Source organism: Streptococcus sp. 2022WUSS135 (assembly GCF_044427045.1).
Lineage (GTDB): Bacteria > Bacillota > Bacilli > Lactobacillales > Streptococcaceae > Streptococcus > Streptococcus hashimotonensis.
The window spans coordinates 69,768-86,405 of record NZ_JAOTGL010000006.1; the positions used below are offsets into that span (position 1 = coordinate 69,768).

Genomic DNA, 16,638 nt, shown 5'->3' on the forward strand with positions numbered 1-16,638 from the left:
CTCTTTTGTCTGACATCATTGACTAAACTGTTTCTTTCATTTCACTTTCATAGGCAATCTTATCTTGGATTTTGAAGAATGGGAAATAAACAATAGTTGAGACAGCTAAAATAATGATTTGAACAACTGCACCTTGCCAACCACCCACCATAAAACCAGAAATGATTGCTGGGGTAGACCATGGTAAGGTCACACCTGAAAATGGTTGCATAAAGCCTATTGAGATTGCTCCGTAGACAATGAAAGCCGCTAAAATCGGTACCAGGACAAATGGTAAGAACATAACAGGATTCATCACAATTGGGAAACCAAAGACGACTGGTTCATTTACGTTAAAGAGTGCAGGAAAGGCCGCTACCTTACCAAGAGCCTTATATTGTTTTGATTTTGCGGCAAATAGCATTGCAAAAACAATACCAAAGGTAATACCTGAACCTGACATGATCAAGAAACTATCCAAGAATTGTTGGGTCACTATGTGGGCGCCATTTTCCAGAGACAATTTATCTGCTGCTAAAAGGGCCTTATTGGCATCGAGGTTTGACAATAGTAAAGCAGTAACGACACCATTGACAACTGACTGACCATGTACACCAAACCACCAGAGGAAGGAAATGAAGAAAGCAATTCCAATCGCACCTGGTAATGAACCTGTTAAACCTTGTAATGGCACTTGAATCACATCGTAAATCATTTCAATGAATGTACCACCGTTTGTCACCATCTTGGAAACAATATAGACAATCATAGATAGCAAAAAGATGACAAAAGCTGGAATCATTGCTTCAAACTGCTTGGCAATAGCTTGCGGTACTTGTTCAGGCATCTTGATAACAATATGACGCTGAATAAAAGTCGTATAGATAGCGCCCACTACCAAACCAATAATAATCGCACCGATAATTCCTTGACCACCAAACCATACTTTTGCGATGGCATCACCGATTGGTTCTCCATCAACTGGAATATAAGATGATTTCAAGAGGATAAAGAATGAAGACAAGGACAGTACACCCGCAGGGAGAGGCTCAACTCCACTATTTTTGGCATAAGAATAGCCGATCGCAAAACAAGAAATCAAGCCCATAATTGCAAAGGTTCCGCTATAGACTTGCATAAACGGTTCAGTCCATTCCGCTCCCAATATAGAAGCTATTGCAGCATTTAAGCCTTCAAAAGGCAATTGCCCCAAAATTAAGAAAATACTACCAACTACTGTTAAAGGCAAGATAGCCAACATACCATCTTTTAGAGCGATGATCCCTTTCATATTCACAAATTTCATGATTGGGACAATAATTTTTTGTGTATCAATTTTGGACATGACCATACTCCTTTATGAAACCATGCTGAGTGCCAATTGAAGAACTTTTTTCCCGTCCAACATCCCGTAGTCTGCCATTGGAATCACGGCAATAGGGACTTGCTTTTCATCACAGAGCGCTTTTGACTTATCAAGCGTATATGCTACTTGTGGTCCCAGTAAAGCTACATCGATTTCGTCAAGGTAATCTGCAATTTTCCCTTGAGAATGCGCGTCGATTTCTACTTCGACACCTGCGTCTGCTGCTGCAATCTTCATGTTGTTTACCAACATGCCTGTAGAAAAACCAGCGGCACAAAATAGAGCGATTTTAACCATTTCGGTTTCCTCCTAAATATAATTTTTTTGTTTTAGCCAACTTTTTTTAGTTCTTTACGCAAATCAATGATTTCTTTAATCAAATTGATTTCTGTAATAGATGTCATCAAATGATCTTGCGAATGGACAAATAGTGCTGTAATATCAGATTTTGCTCCCCCAGCTTCCTGTGCTAAGAATTTTGTCTGCATATTGTGAGCTTCTAATAATGCTGCATCTGCCAATTCTAATTCCTCTTCTGCTCGCTCTTCTTCACCTGCTTTGACAAGCGATAAAGCTTGGTAGGCGTGACTTTTCGCATCTCCAGCATAAATAATCAATCCCATGATCAATTGATCTGCAATAATCATTTCCATTTCTTTTCCTCCAATTTGTTTTGTTTGTAAGTTATTATATTTCTTTCGTAAGTAAATCATATCATTTTCTCTTTATAGCGTAAATATATTTATAGAACATTTTCTGTTTTAATTTATTTTTGCACTTTTGTGCATATTTGGGGATAAAAAATACTTCAACCACCTTTAAGCGATTGAAGCATTCTCTTGCTAATTTGTATGGACGTGCTCATCATTATCCAGTTCTAAAACTTTTACGATGGTTCGTTCATCTGTTACCAGATGATGAATGTAGCCAGCTCGCAATACAGCTAAAATGGCTTGGGCCTTTTCCTCCCCATATGCAAGAGCTATGGTATCTGGAACTTCTTTTAAATCATCTAAAGAGATGGCAATGGTCCTCTTTTGCAAATCCTCAACGACAGCTTGACCGTATTGATTCAGGCCACGACAGCAGGTTTCACCGACTGCACCTTCATCTGACAAGGCTTGAAAATCATCTGTCGTCAACATATCTAACCACTGACGATTTTTTTCATCGACTCGGCCGCCAATACCGATTGCTGCTACATCTAAGTCCTTCCAGTCAGCACGTAGCTCCTCGAAATATTTAGAAGAAAGAATACCTTGAGCGAGTTCTTGATTCTCCTGAATAATCGTCGCATTGATAAAACTACATTCTCCACGAAATTTATTGGCCATATCGTAAATCAGAGTATTCACATGATAACGTGCGTGGATATGACTTGGACCGCCAGCTATTGGAACAAATTTGACACCTTTCATACGATGATTCCCTATCTTATCTACAATAAGACTGAGGCTTCTCCCCCATGAAAAACCAACTTTCTTTCCATCATCAATTAGATTGGTAAGCATATCGGCTGCAGCCTGTGCCAGACGATTTTCTAAATCAAGCTGGTCCTCATCGGTGCTGTTTTCAACCAGTTCTAAACCTTTTAATCCATATTTTTCTTGAACATATTTTTCAAGTCGGTATAGGCGCCTATCAAAATCTTGAATTTCTATTTTTACAATGCCTTCTGACTTAGCCTTGGTCAACATTCTACTGACTGTCGTTCTATAAATTCCTGTCTCAGCAGCAATCTCAGCTTGGCTTTTCCCCTCTTCGTAATAAAGATAGGCTATTTTTGCCAACTGCCTTCTTTTTTCTTGCTTCATACTGCCCCCAACCTAAACTAGCCTTACTGTGACTCTAGCATTTTCTAATTCTTTGACAAGATCTTCAGAAATCGACGTATCTGTAATGACCTGAGCAACTTGACTTAAACCAAATCTGCGTACTGTCCCTCGTTTTGTAAATTTACTAGAATCTGTTAGCACAATCATATTTTCAGCAACGTCAGACATGTACTGTACTACTTCGCTTCGCATTAAGTTTTTACCTGTAAAACCATGCTCACTATCATAGCCGTCAGTTCCTACAAAAGCCTTATCAACATGGAAAAACTGAATCATTTTATGTAAGAGCGGCCCAACTGTTACTTGGGAATCTTTTTGAAACTCACCACCCAATAAAATAATCTGACAGCTATCATATTGTCGCACATAATTGGCTATAAAATAAGAATTTGTTATGATGGTCACATTTCTCTTGGTTTTGCAAATTTCTTCTGCCAAGAGAGCACAAGTTGAGCCAGACTCTATCATAATCGTTTCATTGTCGGCAATAAGATTTGCTGCTTCTTTTGCAATTCGTTTTTTTACGTCATAGCGAAAGGACATTCGAATATTGAGGTCATCGCCACTATTTAGAACAGCATAGCCGTGTTCTCTACGTAATAAACCTTTTGATTCTAACTTATCCAAATCTTTACGGATGGTTACCTTAGAAACCTCCAGTTGCTCCGCCAAACTATTGACATCTATTTTTTCATGTTGTGATACCAGTTGTATAATTTTATCTAATCGTTCCATTTCATCACCTCATCATTATTCTATCAAATTTTGACTCTTTTTCAACTATTTGCAACTTTTTAACTTACGTTCGTAATTGTAAAACTTTCTTTTGTGTGATAAAATCAAATTAATCGAAAAGGAGAAAGAGCATGAATACACGAAAAGGCATTATTTTTAACATTCAACATTTTTCGCTCCATGACGGTCCTGGTATACGTACGACGGTTTTCTTGAAAGGCTGCCCCCTACGTTGTCCTTGGTGTGCAAATCCAGAATCTCAAAAACGAAAACCTGAACCCATGCTTGATGCTGTTAGTAAAAAAATGACCATCATGGGAGAAGAAAAATCTGTTGATGACATCATATCCGAAGTCATGAAAGATATTGATTTTTATGAAGAATCTGGTGGTGGGCTCACGCTGTCTGGCGGAGAAATTTTTGCCCAATATGAGTTTGCGAAAGCTATTCTTATGGAGGCAAAAAAACACGGCCTTCATACCGCTATTGAAACCACCGCTTTCGTAGAACACCGCAAATTTGTTGACCTTATCCAATACGTTGACTTTATCTATACTGATTTAAAACATTACAATACAATTTCTCATAGAAAAGTCACCGGCGTCAACAATAACCTTATTATACAAAATATCCAATACGCCTTTTCCATCGGGAAAGAAATCGTCCTACGTATCCCTGTTATCCCTGACTTTAATAATTCCCTTGAAGATGCTGAACAATTCGCCTGTCTCTTTAATCAACTCAAGATTGACAAAGTTCAACTACTCCCCTTCCATCAATTTGGAGAAAATAAGTATAAACTTCTCAATCGAACCTATGCTATGACCGATGTCAAGGCTCTCCATCCAGAAGATTTAAAAGACTATCAAGCAATCTTCATCAAGCATAATATCAACTGCTATTTCTAACTTTGAGAAATACAAAAACTTCCTCGGCTGAGCCAATAGCACTCCTATAGAAATACATACTGAAATATGCTTCCGATAGATTATCTGAAGCATATTAGTATGCAAAAAAAGCCCACCTCAAGGGTGGGCAAGGGCATCGTTTCCGATGAGAATAGAAGGTTCACACAACTATTCAAGGTCCGCTCCTGCGTTTCAATTAAATGAAGACCTCCCTAGCGTCGAATGTGACAAAGTCACTACTCGGCTCATCGCATGAATCTATTCTACCATAATCTCAAGGATTTGCAAGCCTGATTACTCCATTCGTTCTTGAATGGTTACTTGTACTCTATCACCAGCCTGTTTTCCAATAGTCGCTCGAATAGCCTTTTGAACGCCAATAATGTAACAGATATTGCCTGCTTCATCCTTAACTCCCATATTGACAATGGAGCCATCATAGGGATGACCATCAAATCTGGCATGTACCTTTACCCTCCCCTTGCCAAACTCTTCTCGTATATCATAGGGAAAGATGACATAAGCTCCGCCCTTGTCTGGTACGGGATGAATGACTGCTTCAAATTCATAAACTTTAGACATGGCTCCTCCTAGATGTATTTACTTGCCTCACGAATGGACAAACCTGCCATTTGGGAACTATATTTGTCAAGGAAAGTCCGCACCCAGTCAGGATTGGTTTTAGAATAATCCCGCAAACTCCAGCCGATTGCCTTATTGATGAAAAATTCAGTCTGATTGAGATTATTGATCAGGATTTGTTCCAACAGTTCCGTATCCGTCTTTTCTTTTTGCAATAACTGGTGGTCAATGGCAATTCGCCTCAACCAGAAATCGTCATCCAAACTCCATTCCAAAATGGTCTGCTTGGCCTCTGGATTGTCCAATACAATCTTACCAACTAACTTGTCCAAGCCGTCAATACTATCCCACCAAGACTTGCTTTGAGCCAGTTTTTTCAAACGGGGTAAATCAGCTAGAACCAAATCTTTTTTCTTGGTGACCAGGTAATCAATGGCGATATACTGATACTCACGGTAGGGCTTAGACCAGCAAGCCTCTACAAAGTCCCAGTCAATTCCCTGAGCCTTAGATTCTTTGAAAAATTGCCTAGCAACTTTTCGACGATCAGGTGTCCTAACACCTAGAAAGTCAAAGTGATTCTTCATATAGGCTTTCATAGGCTGGGCCTGACTGGCATCCGCCACAGCCAACAAGCGTTTTTCTAATTCTTCAATCTTCATTTTGCTTACCTACAAGAGATTTTTGAAGCCAGACAATATCATGCCATGTATCAAATTTATAACCAACTTTTTTGAAATGAGCTACCTGTTCATAGCCCCTCTTCTCATGGAGAGCAAGCGAGGCTGGGTTTGGTAGGGCAATGCAGGCTAAGAAATTTTTAAAACCACGCGCTATCAGTTCCCTTTCCAAAGCATTGTAGAGAAGAGTTCCAATTCCTTTTCCACGTGCTTCCTGCTTGATATATACAGATAATTCCACCGTCCAATCATAAGCCGCACGGGCATAGTAGGTTGAAGCACAGGCATAACCTACAAGAGCTCCCTCTTCAACTGCGACCAGATAGGGAAACTTCTCCAAGGTCTTTTCAATTCGACTTGCAAAGGCTTCGACAGTCGGCACTTCTGTTTCAAAGGTAATAGCGGTCTTTTCTACATAAGGAGCATAAATTGCCACAAGGTCTGCAGCATCCTCTATCCTTGCGGAACGAATGTCTATCATCTAGTTCTCCAATAATTCTCTATCATAAATTGTATAATCACAACGGTAGATAATTAACCGTTTGCCATCAATCAAGAGTTCAGAAGTCTTAGGTGCATCAGATGCATAAAGAGACACTTTATCACCTACATAAGTAGCAAGCGGGGTTCCGTTTTGCGAACGAATCAAAACCACCTTTGCCTTACCTGTAAAATCATTTTTGAGACTAGATACCATACGGTTAACAAGCGGAATTGCACGATCGTAATTTGCAATATCTACTGTGGTCTGATATTTCGCATACAAATCTTCCAAACCTTCTTCTGCTGCAATCAAAGATGAGCCTACGTGGTCAATTTCGTAATTCCCAAGTGTCACCTTCAAGACAGACGAATCCGCATTGGAATAGCCTTCGGCATCCACCGAGTCAAATTCCTGATTCCGCGAAATCGATAGGGACTTACCAGACATTTCATCTATCAATTGAGAATTTTCATCGTATGTCCGTACCGTCATCTCCAAACCAATCCATTCTTCCTTGGTATTTTTCCACCAGTTAGAAATTGACTGACAGGCAGACAAACTAACAAGGCTCAAACCAAGAACAACAGATAACATGATTTTCTTTTGCAATTTCATATAATAGTCCTCCAACATATTTTACTTATTATATCACGGAATACAAAAACCGAGAAAAAATAGATAGAACTGAGATAATAAAAAGATGGCTATGATAAATTATAGAAAAGTAGGATAACTGACATCTACTAAATTAATATAAAGGAAGTCATTTTTATGAAACAATTCTGTGCTAAACACAAAATGAAGCTACTTATTTTTCTAGCCGTTTGGAGTTTTTTCTCTGGCTGTAAAGTTCTTCTTACCTTTTTTGGGAAACCGGATGGAATGGACGGAAAATATCCTCTCTTCTTTCTAACTATTTCCTTAGTTGCACTTTATGTCCTCCCTATGATTCTTATCATTCGTTATGTAGCGAAACGTTTTGATATTTCTAAAAAAGTTATCCATCTCAGTTGGATTTTGGGTATAACAGCTAGTTTTTACTTCTCTGGTATTGGTCAAACACTTTTAGGAGCTTTTTGGTTATTCATCGTCAAACCACCTCAAACATTTATCCAAAACTGGGGAGCAGCTGTCACCGCCCCCTTCCATGAAGAGTTTGGTAAGGGGCTAGTTGTACTACTTGTACTCCTTTTGCTCAAAAAACTTACTCTAAAAAATGCCATAGTCAGCGGTATGATTGTAGGTTTGAGTTTCCAAATTATTGAAGACGGTCTCTATGTCTTCCAACAAATCTTTAAATCTAAAGCAGATGGCTTCGCCACTCTTATCGAACGTATGCTTCACGCTGGTGGAACTCACTGGGCCTTCTCCCTTGCATTCGCAGTCGGTTTGGTCGCTCTCGTCTCAAAAAATAGTGGCATGTCTAAAAAACAAGGACTTTTCTGGATGCTAATGGCCGTCTTAGCACACTTTTTCTTGAATACTCCATTCAACGAAGGACTAACATCTGACTCTGGTGAAATAACCGTTCTCATGCTCTGCTTTAGTTTCTGCGTGGCACTTGCTGCATTTTTCAAAGTAGACCAAATTGAAACGACTCAGCACCACCAGTAACACATACTAAAACAAGCCTGCATTGACAGGCTTTTATTATGTTACAAACCAAGTATTCGAAATGGTTATTGATTCATCAATATCTATTATCAATCTTTATCCCCTTCCAATCTGTCCAAGAAATCGCAGATAATTATAAAAACCGCCCTTTCGGACGGTCTTAAGAATGTTCACTCAATGAAAATGGATACTAGTCTAGAAAAGGCAGCCTCAACCAATACAAGAGACTCACCTCCCTTATGCCTCAAAAATTAAAAACATCATTCAAATTCTCAGCCATAGTCGGATGGGTGAAAATCTGCGTTTTGAAGTAGGTATAAGGAATCTTATTGTCAATTGCCATAGCAATCAAGTTAATCAGCTCCTCTGAATTGCGACCAAAGAGAGTTGCACCCAGAACTAGCTTACTTTCCTTATCCACGATAACCTTGAAAATACCTTTGAGATCATTATTGACATGGGCACGTGGCATATTGGCAACAGGCAGTTCATTGGCAATGTAGTCGTAACCTGCTTCCTTAGCTTCCTTCTCGGTCAGACCGACACGAGAAAGCACAGGCGTAATAAAGACACTGGTTGGAATAGACTTACGTTGGCTCAAGCTATAAGTTCCTGTTCCAGTCAACTTGCCGAAGACGATACGGAAGTCGTCTAGGGATGTGTAAGTGAATTGTGGACCGCCATTGACATCGCCCACTGCATAGACACCTGGAACGGTGGTTTCGCAGTAGTCATCCACCTTGACAGCACCATTTTCCAAAAGCTCAATCGCCGTATTTTCCAAGCCCAAGTCAGCGGTATTCGGCACACGACCTGTCGCATAGAGGACAGCATCAAAGACTGCCGTTTCGCCATTAACCGTCACAGCAACTTGCTCGCCCGCAGCTGCTACTTGCTCGATTTTCGCACCCAAGACGAAGGTCACGCCAGCTTCTTCCATATACTCCTTGGCTAACTTGGCAACTACTTCCTCTTCTCTTGGTAAAATAGCAGAGCTGGCTTCATATACCGTCACCTGGCTACCGAGTTTGCTGTAGAGTCCAGCAAATTCCAGACCGATGTTACCTCCGCCGATAATAGCCAACTTATCAGGACGAGTTTCCAAGTTCTGAATACCTGTACTATCATACACGTGAGCTGTATCCAACAAACCTGGAATTGGTAGCACGCGCGACTTAGTACCTGTATTGATGACAATCGTTTCAGCAGTCAGTTGGATGGATTCCTCACCAGCTGACACTTCCACAACCTTATCCGCCACAAAACGCGCGTGTCCTTGGTACAAACTAGCACCACTGCCTTTTAAGACCGCCTCGTTTTTGTTCCGCAAGCGAGTGGTGACTGTTTCCTTTTGCTCCATGACCTGCTCGAAAGTCCAGTTTTTATCTGCAGCTACCAAGAGAGTCTTGGTTGGAATACAGCCGATATTGATACAAGTCCCGCCAAACATAGCAGGATTTTCCTCTACTAAGGCAACTTTCTTCCCAGCTGCTGACAGCTTACCTGCCAAGGTCTTACCAGCCTTTCCAAAACCAATGACTACTAAATCATATTGTTCCATAAAATACTCCTTTCATTTTTTCAACATTAGTCTATCAAAAAAGAAAATTTTTGGCACAATTCTGCTACGGCCTATTATGGAGTCCTAGTTGCAGGAAAAAACATTACAATAACTGAGAAGGCTTAGATAAAAAATAGGTGAATTATAGACAAAATGCATCCACATTTGATATAATGTATCTATACACTAGTTTATTAATACAGAAAGGTAAAACTATGAAAGAAAAATTTCAAACGTGTAGAACCTATATTCCAATCATCTTAGCAACGATTGGATTTGTCAACGGTTGCAAAATTATCTTCGGAGAATTCGGTAAGCCAAATGGCATGGAAGCTAAATATCCTCTCTTTTTCCTAACCATTTCCTTGGTCGCTATCTACCTCATTCCCCTACTAGTACTGACATATTACTTAGCTAAACGCTATAACATCTCAAAACAAGTTATAGGTCTTAGCTGGCTTTTAGGCTTAACAAGTAGCATCTCTTTTTCTGAACTTGGACATACAGCTATTGGATATTTCCTGCTCGAAATTGTTAAAGCTAGTAATAATTTCCTAAATGACTGGGGCGCAGCTATTTCAGGTCCATTGGCAGAAGAAATCGGTAAAGGGCTGACTGTTCTACTTGTACTGCTTATTTGTAGAAAAATGACACTAAAAAATGCATTGGTAAGCGGAGTGATTGTTGGATTAGGTTTCCAAATCGTGGAAGACATCACCTTTGTTTTTAGAGACATGTTCATGAATAAGTTAGACGGCTTTGAAACCATTCTTGAACGCGTTGGTCAAGCTGGTTGGGCCCATTGGGTTTTCACGCTTCTCTTTGCTATTGGTTTAGTAGCCCTTCTCACGAAAAATACAGGCATATCAAAAGCACAGGGAGTATTTTGGATTGGTGCAAGCTTTGGAATTCACTTCCTCTTTAATTCACCATTCAACACTGGTATCTTCCAGACGGTATTTCCTATGTTGAGTATTTTCCTTGGCTTACTTGCCTATCAAACGGTTGAGAAACTATCTGAATAGACAAAAAATCCGCCTTTGAGCGGATTTTTTATATTCATTCTTGTTAGAACAAGCCGATAGCTGTCCCGTCTGCTGCCACATCCATGTTGAGAGCTGCGGGAGCTTTTGGCAAACCAGGCATGGTCATGACATCTCCAGTCAAGGCAACGATAAAGCCTGCACCTAATTTTGGCACAAATTCACGGACTGTAATGTCAAATCCTGTTGGTGCACCAAGGGCAAACTGATTATCTGAGAAGCTGTATTGGGTCTTGGCCATGCAGACTGGCAACTTATTCCAACCATTCTTAGCAAATTCAGCCAGCTGGTTACGAGCCTTCTTCTCAAAGACGACTCCACTACCACCGTAGATTTGCGTAACAATCTTGGTCACTTTTTCTTCCAAACTATCCTCAGCCTTGTAGAGACGTTGGTAGTTGGCTGCTTGGTTATCAATAGTAGCAACAACTGTTTCAGCCAGTTCAACACCACCATCAGCGCCATTTGCCCAAACACTTGCCAACTCGACAGGTACGCCAATTTCAGCACAAAGTTCTTTCAAAGCTGCAATTTCATCAGCTGTATCTGAGACGAATTCGTTGATAGCAACCACCGCTGGAATACCGTACTTCTGGATATTTTCAACGTGACGCTTCAAGTTAGAAAAACCAGCTTTGACTGCCTCTACATTTTCAACAGAAAGTTCTGTCTTAGCTACACCACCGTGCATTTTTAGCGCACGCAAAGTCGCTACAATCACTACAGCATCAGGAGCCTTAGGCAAGTTCGGCACCTTAATGTCAAGGAACTTCTCTGCTCCAAGGTCAGCCCCGAAGCCTGCTTCTGTGACGGTATAGTCAGCCAATCGCAGAGCGGTTGTTGTTGCCAGGACTGAGTTGCAGCCGTGGGCAATGTTAGCAAATGGACCACCATGGACAAAGGCTGGCGTGCCATAGATGGTTTGGACAAGGTTTGGTTTAATAGCGTCCTTCAAAATAAGGGTCAAAGCACCCTCCACCGCCAAATCACGCACGTAGACAGGACTGCGATCGAAACGATAACCGATAACAATATTTGCCAAACGTTCTTTCAAGTCATCGATGTCCGTCGCCAAGCACAAAATCGCCATGATTTCAGAAGCTACGGTAATATCGAATCCATCTTCACGAGGAATACCATTGAGCGGACCACCCAAGCCAACTGTTACTTTACGAAGGGCACGATCGTTGAGGTCCACAACACGTTTCCAGATAATACGACGTTGATCAATCCCAATCACATTCCCCTGATGGATATGGTTATCAATCAAGGCTGAAAGGGCGTTGTTTGCTGTGGTAATGGCATGCATGTCGCCTGTAAAATGCAAATTGATGTCTTCCATTGGCAAAACCTGAGCATAGCCACCACCTGCTGCTCCACCTTTGATTCCCATGACAGGTCCCAAAGAAGGCTCACGGAGGGCAATCATGGTTTTCTTGCTAATTTTAGACAGGGCATCCGCCAGACCAATGGTCACCGTTGACTTGCCTTCACCAGCAGGCGTTGGATTGATAGCCGTCACCAAAATCAGCTTGCCAAGTGGATTTCCCTTGACCGCATTGATTTTATCAAAAGACAATTTTGCCTTGTATTTTCCGTATAGCTCAATATCATCAAAACTGATACCAACTTTTTCAACGATCTCTGTGATAGGCTTCAAGGTTATACTTTGTGCAATGTCAATATCTGTTTTCATGAGACTACCTAATTTCCTTATTTTTTATGGATATTATACCATACTTCAACTTATTTTCGCATATTTTTTATTATTTATTCACCAACGTACGGAATTTTCAGAAAAACTACAGGTTCTCTTACTTAAATAGATACAAATTTTTAAAAACTGTATTCTCATCATATCATAGCTCTACACTTCCGTCTAAGGCTGGTCCTTATATTTTTTATTAGTGTTATCATTTTCCAGTGTCACAGATTTATTAGCAAATGAGTTAGTGCAAACTTTACGAAAAATAGAAATTCTAGTAAAATATGAACATGAAACTATTGATTACATCAGGCGGAACAAGCGAAGCTATCGATCAAGTCCGCGCTATTACAAACCATGCTTCTGGAAATCTTGGAAAAATCATTGCCGAACAAGCCTTGAAACGTGGTCATGAAGTTACTCTTGTGACTACAAGACAGGCTGTTAAACCAAATTCTCAGAAGAATTTAACCATTATCGAAATCACAAATGTTGATAGTTTGAAAGAAACATTAGAACCTTTAGTCAAAACACATCAGGCCCTGATTCATAGCATGGCTGTATCCGATTATACACCTGTTTATATGACTGGTTTAGATGAACTAAGAGCAACTGAAGACATCTCTAATCTACTAAAAAAACAGAATACAGAAAGTAAGATTTCATCCAAGGATGACTACCAAGTTCTTTTCTTGAAAAAAACTCCCAAGGTCATTTCCTATGTAAAAAAATGGAATCCAGCTATCACACTCTTTGGCTTCAAACTATTGGTTAATGTTCCAAAGGAGGAATTATTTGCCGTAGCTCGCCAAAGCATTGAACGAAATGGCGCTGATTATATACTTGCTAATGACTTGAAGGATATTGGAGAAAATCAACACATTGCCTATTTAGTTGATAAAACAAGGGAAATTCAAGCACTGACAAAAGATGAAATTGCTCAGCTCATTTTAAATACCCTAGAAAAAGGAGAACAAAATGGCTAATATCACACTTGCCGTTACTGGCTCTATTTCAGCCTATAAAGCAGCTGACCTAACCAGTCAATTGACCAAGCTCGGTCATCAGGTTACAGTCCTCATGAGTCGCTCTGCTATGGACTTCATCACACCTTTGACTCTCCAATCCTTGTCAAAAAATCTGGTTCACACAGATGTCATGATTGAAGAAAATCCTACTCTTATCAAGCATATCGATATTGCCAAAGAAACAGACTTATTTTTACTTGCCCCTGCTTCTGCCAATACGATAGCTAAATTAGCTAATGGTATGGCTGACAACATTATTACTGCAACAGCTCTGGCTCTGCCAATTGGTACTAAAAAACTGCTGGCACCTGCTATGAATACTAACATGTACCTCAATCCTGCTACCCAGAAAAACCTTCAAACCCTGACAGAATACGGCTTTGAGGAAATCAAACCACGTGAAGCCCTCCTTGCCTGTGGCGATTTTGGAACAGGTGCCCTTGCTGAAGTTGATGTGATTCTTAACAAAGTAATGGAGGTTCTAAATGAAAACAAATAAATCCAGGGATATTGCGACTCTTGCAATATTTCTAACAATCATGATTGTCATTGAAGTGGTCAGTCAGATGATTTTTGCTAATTTTATCTTGCCAATAAAACCGACTATTACCCATATTCCCATCATCATCGCTTCCATTCTTTACGGTCCACGCTTAGGGGCACAACTGGGTGGTTTTATGGGAATAATGAGTATCATTCGGAATAGTATCATCATTTCACCGATGAGTTATGTTTTCTCTCCTTTCGTAGAACATGGAAACTTCAATTCTATCCTGATTGCCTTAGTTCCACGTATTTTAATCGGAGTTACACCATATTTTGTTTATAAATTGATGAAAAACAAAAAGGGGCTCCTACTAGCAGGTCTTACTGGTACCTTGACAAATACAATTTTTGTCTTGACTGGTATCTTCTTCCTATTTTCTAATGTATATGCTGGGGATATAAAATTGTTACTAGCTAGTATCGTCTCATTCAATTCTATTGCAGAATTAACCATCTCCGGTCTCTTAACCATAGCTATCGTTCCAGTTTTACAGAAAGTTCAAAAATAAATATCAGAAAATCATGTGAAAGCGTGATTTTTCTTTTCAAACATGGTATAATGAAAGCGTTTAATAGAAAAATTTTTAAGGAGATATGCGATGACTTATCAAGAAACCTATCAAACATGGCTCGACTTTGCGGACCTTCCAGATTACTTACGTGAAGAATTAGTCGCAATGGATGAAAAAACAAAAGAAGATGCCTTCTATACAAATCTTGAATTTGGTACAGCTGGTATGCGTGGCTATATTGGCGCTGGTACCAACCGCATCAACGTATTCGTAGTCCGTCAAGCTACAGAAGGTTTGGCAAAATTGGTAGAATCAAAAGGTGAAGAAGCTAAAAAACGTGGAGTTGCCATCGCTTACGACTCACGTCACTTCTCTCCAGAATTTGCCTTTGAATCGGCTCAAGTTTTGGCTGCACATGGCATCAAATCTTATGTATTTGAAAGCCTTCGTCCAACTCCTGAGTTGTCATTCGCTGTGCGCCATTACAATGCCATCGCAGGTATCATGGTGACTGCCAGCCACAACCCGAAAGAATTTAACGGCTACAAGGTTTACGGTGAAGACGGCGGACAAATGCCACCAGCTGATGCAGATGCATTGACCAACTTCATCCGTGCCATCGACAATCCATTTACAGTTGAATTGGCTGACCTTGAAGCAAGTAAGGAAAATGGCTTGATTACAGTTCTTGGCGAAGAAACTGACGTTAAATATCTTGAAGAACTCAAAGACCTCAACATCAACCCTGAATTGATTGCTGAATACGGTAAAGACATGAAGATTGTCTACACACCACTTCATGGTACGGGTGAAATGTTGGCTCGTCGTGCCCTTGCACAGGCTGGTTTTGAGTCTGTCCAAGTTGTTGAAGCACAAGCAACTGCTGACCCTGACTTCTCTACTGTCGCTTCACCAAACCCAGAAAGCCAAGCTGCTTTTGCCCTTGCGGAAGAATTGGGCCGTGAAGTCGGTGCAGATGTCCTTCTTGCAACTGACCCAGACGCTGACCGTGTTGGTGTTGAAGTTCGTCAAGCTGACGGTTCATACTGGAACCTTTCTGGTAACCAAATCGGCGCTATCATTGCTAAGTACATCCTTGAAGCCCACAAGCAAGCAGGTACACTTCCAGCAAATGCTGCCCTTGCTAAGTCAATCGTATCCACTGAGTTGGTAACTAAGATTGCTGAAAGCTACGGCGCTACCATGTTCAACGTCTTAACAGGTTTCAAATTCATTGCCGAAAAAATTCAAGAATTTGAAGAAAAACACAACTACACTTACATGTTTGGTTTTGAAGAAAGCTTTGGTTACCTTATCAAGCCATTTGTACGTGATAAAGACGCTATCCAAGCCGTTTTAATCGTTGCTGAGATTGCTGCCTACTACCGTTCACATGGTATGACCTTGGCTGACGGTATCGATGAAATCTTCAAAGAATACGGCTACTTTGCTGAGAAAACAATCTCTGTTACCCTTTCTGGTAAAGACGGTGCGGAGCAAATCAAGGCAATCATGGCTAAATTCCGCGATAACTCACCAGCTCAATTCAACGCAACGGACATCGCAGTCTTTGAAGACTTTGCCCTTCAAACTAAGACAGACAAAGATGGAAACGTTGAAAAACTCACTACTCCTCCATCAGATGTCTTGAAATACACCTTGGCAGATGATTCTTGGTTCGCAGTTCGTCCTTCAGGAACAGAACCGAAAATCAAATTCTACATCGCAACAGTTGGTGAAACACTTGCCGAAGCGGAAGAAAAAATCGCTAATATCGAAAAAGAAATCAACGATTTTGTTGGTTAAGAATTAGAAAGTACAAGAGGCTGGGCAAAAACTAGCCAGTAAATAAAAAACACAGATAGATTGAGCTGATTCTGATGAAATTCAGCCGAACTGTCTGTGTTTTTCTTTCTGCTTCTACTATCTTGGACTAATTTCTTAGCCAATTTCGTGAGATTCATGCTCATTAGGAGGAATCCTATCTCAGTTTCAACCACCTTTTGACCTCTGACATGGACTCTGCGCACGCCAAAAACACCCTTCATCCTACCAAATAC

Annotated in this window: 19 protein-coding genes and 1 pseudogene; 8 read left to right on the top strand and 12 right to left on the bottom strand. The window is 40.4% G+C overall.

Annotation, left to right across the window (positions count from 1 at the left end; all coding sequences use genetic code 11):
• Positions 1–22: 22 nt before the first annotated feature.
• From ODU45_RS03455 to ODU45_RS03475, 5 genes are all read right to left on the bottom strand, one after another.
• Positions 23–1,324, bottom strand: coding sequence for a PTS sugar transporter subunit IIC (locus tag ODU45_RS03455; RefSeq protein WP_398580778.1), 1,302 nt, complete (start codon positions 1,322–1,324; stop codon positions 23–25).
• A 12-nt stretch (positions 1,325–1,336) separates the two neighbouring features.
• A complete protein-coding gene (locus ODU45_RS03460; RefSeq protein ID WP_002935430.1) occupies positions 1,337–1,642 on the bottom strand; it encodes a PTS sugar transporter subunit IIB in 306 nt (101 codons plus the stop codon).
• 32 nt (positions 1,643–1,674) lie between these two features.
• The gene (locus tag ODU45_RS03465; RefSeq protein ID WP_024376531.1) at positions 1,675–1,998 is read right to left on the bottom strand and encodes a PTS lactose/cellobiose transporter subunit IIA; all 324 of its coding nucleotides are present in this window, start codon (positions 1,996–1,998) and stop codon (positions 1,675–1,677) included.
• Between the two features lie 189 nt (positions 1,999–2,187).
• Complete coding sequence (locus ODU45_RS03470) at positions 2,188–3,159, bottom strand: sugar-binding transcriptional regulator (protein WP_044673416.1); 972 nt, start codon at positions 3,157–3,159, stop codon at positions 2,188–2,190.
• A gap of 12 nt (positions 3,160–3,171) precedes the next feature.
• Entirely contained in the window at positions 3,172–3,915 is a 744-nt protein-coding gene (locus tag ODU45_RS03475) for a DeoR/GlpR family DNA-binding transcription regulator (protein WP_114866534.1), read from the bottom strand.
• A 131-nt stretch (positions 3,916–4,046) separates the two neighbouring features.
• On the opposite strand from ODU45_RS03475, the gene ODU45_RS03480 reads away from it, so the two are divergent.
• Positions 4,047–4,823: a glycyl-radical enzyme activating protein gene (locus ODU45_RS03480; protein WP_024384400.1), complete on the top strand. Its 777-nt coding sequence runs from the start codon at positions 4,047–4,049 to the stop codon at positions 4,821–4,823.
• 294 nt (positions 4,824–5,117) lie between these two features.
• Here ODU45_RS03480 and ODU45_RS03485 read toward each other — a convergent pair whose 3' ends face one another.
• From ODU45_RS03485 to ODU45_RS03500, 4 genes are read right to left on the bottom strand one after another with little or no spacing between them, the layout of a single operon-like run.
• A complete protein-coding gene (locus tag ODU45_RS03485) occupies positions 5,118–5,405 on the bottom strand; it encodes a DUF1905 domain-containing protein (protein ID WP_398580779.1) in 288 nt (95 codons plus the stop codon).
• A gap of 8 nt (positions 5,406–5,413) precedes the next feature.
• A complete protein-coding gene (locus ODU45_RS03490) occupies positions 5,414–6,067 on the bottom strand; it encodes a DNA alkylation repair protein (RefSeq protein ID WP_208561226.1) in 654 nt (217 codons plus the stop codon).
• Positions 6,057–6,566: a GNAT family N-acetyltransferase gene (locus ODU45_RS03495; RefSeq protein ID WP_398580780.1), complete on the bottom strand. Its 510-nt coding sequence runs from the start codon at positions 6,564–6,566 to the stop codon at positions 6,057–6,059. Before ODU45_RS03495 ends, ODU45_RS03490 begins: the two co-directional genes overlap by 11 nt.
• Entirely contained in the window at positions 6,567–7,184 is a 618-nt protein-coding gene (locus tag ODU45_RS03500; RefSeq protein WP_024400873.1) for a DUF5052 family protein, read from the bottom strand.
• A 330-nt stretch (positions 7,185–7,514) separates the two neighbouring features.
• Here ODU45_RS03500 and ODU45_RS03505 point away from each other — a divergent pair, with 330 nt between their 5' ends.
• Together ODU45_RS03505 and ODU45_RS03510 are read left to right on the top strand one after the other, a co-directional pair.
• Entirely contained in the window at positions 7,515–8,183 is a 669-nt protein-coding gene (locus ODU45_RS03505) for a PrsW family glutamic-type intramembrane protease (protein WP_398580781.1), read from the top strand.
• A 38-nt stretch (positions 8,184–8,221) separates the two neighbouring features.
• Entirely contained in the window at positions 8,222–8,347 is a 126-nt protein-coding gene (locus ODU45_RS03510; RefSeq protein ID WP_266607587.1) for a hypothetical protein, read from the top strand.
• A gap of 80 nt (positions 8,348–8,427) precedes the next feature.
• Here the strand turns inward: ODU45_RS03510 and ODU45_RS03515 are convergent, their stop codons facing one another.
• Positions 8,428–9,744, bottom strand: a complete 1,317-nt coding sequence (locus ODU45_RS03515) for an FAD-containing oxidoreductase (RefSeq protein WP_136671604.1) — start codon at positions 9,742–9,744, stop codon at positions 8,428–8,430.
• Positions 9,745–9,959: 215 nt separating this feature from the next.
• On the opposite strand from ODU45_RS03515, the gene ODU45_RS03520 reads away from it, so the two are divergent.
• Positions 9,960–10,769: a PrsW family glutamic-type intramembrane protease gene (locus tag ODU45_RS03520; protein ID WP_024414644.1), complete on the top strand. Its 810-nt coding sequence runs from the start codon at positions 9,960–9,962 to the stop codon at positions 10,767–10,769.
• 43 nt (positions 10,770–10,812) lie between these two features.
• Here the strand turns inward: ODU45_RS03520 and ODU45_RS03525 are convergent, their stop codons facing one another.
• Positions 10,813–12,483 (bottom strand): formate--tetrahydrofolate ligase, encoded by a 1,671-nt coding sequence (locus tag ODU45_RS03525; protein WP_398580782.1) that lies wholly within the window; start codon positions 12,481–12,483, stop codon positions 10,813–10,815.
• Positions 12,484–12,782: 299 nt separating this feature from the next.
• On the opposite strand from ODU45_RS03525, the gene ODU45_RS03530 reads away from it, so the two are divergent.
• The 4 genes from ODU45_RS03530 to ODU45_RS03545 all read left to right on the top strand — a co-directional run bounded on the left by ODU45_RS03530 (position 12,783) and on the right by ODU45_RS03545 (position 16,384).
• On the top strand, positions 12,783–13,478 hold the full coding sequence (locus ODU45_RS03530; protein WP_172027058.1) for a phosphopantothenate--cysteine ligase: 696 nt from the start codon (positions 12,783–12,785) through the stop codon (positions 13,476–13,478).
• Positions 13,471–14,019: a phosphopantothenoylcysteine decarboxylase gene (coaC, locus tag ODU45_RS03535; protein WP_172029993.1), complete on the top strand. Its 549-nt coding sequence runs from the start codon at positions 13,471–13,473 to the stop codon at positions 14,017–14,019. The genes ODU45_RS03530 and coaC overlap by 8 nt, the downstream gene beginning before the upstream one ends.
• The gene (locus ODU45_RS03540; protein WP_024402764.1) at positions 14,006–14,575 is read left to right on the top strand and encodes an ECF transporter S component; all 570 of its coding nucleotides are present in this window, start codon (positions 14,006–14,008) and stop codon (positions 14,573–14,575) included. The genes coaC and ODU45_RS03540 overlap by 14 nt, the downstream gene beginning before the upstream one ends.
• A 90-nt stretch (positions 14,576–14,665) precedes the next feature.
• Positions 14,666–16,384 carry a phospho-sugar mutase gene (locus ODU45_RS03545; protein ID WP_398579695.1) on the top strand — a complete coding sequence of 573 codons (1,719 nt, stop codon included), beginning with the start codon at positions 14,666–14,668 and terminating at the stop codon, positions 16,382–16,384.
• Here ODU45_RS03545 and ODU45_RS03550 read toward each other — a convergent pair.
• Positions 16,381–16,638, bottom strand: a pseudogene (locus ODU45_RS03550) (IS5/IS1182 family transposase); the annotation flags it as partial. The gene ODU45_RS03545 and the pseudogene ODU45_RS03550 overlap by 4 nt on opposite strands.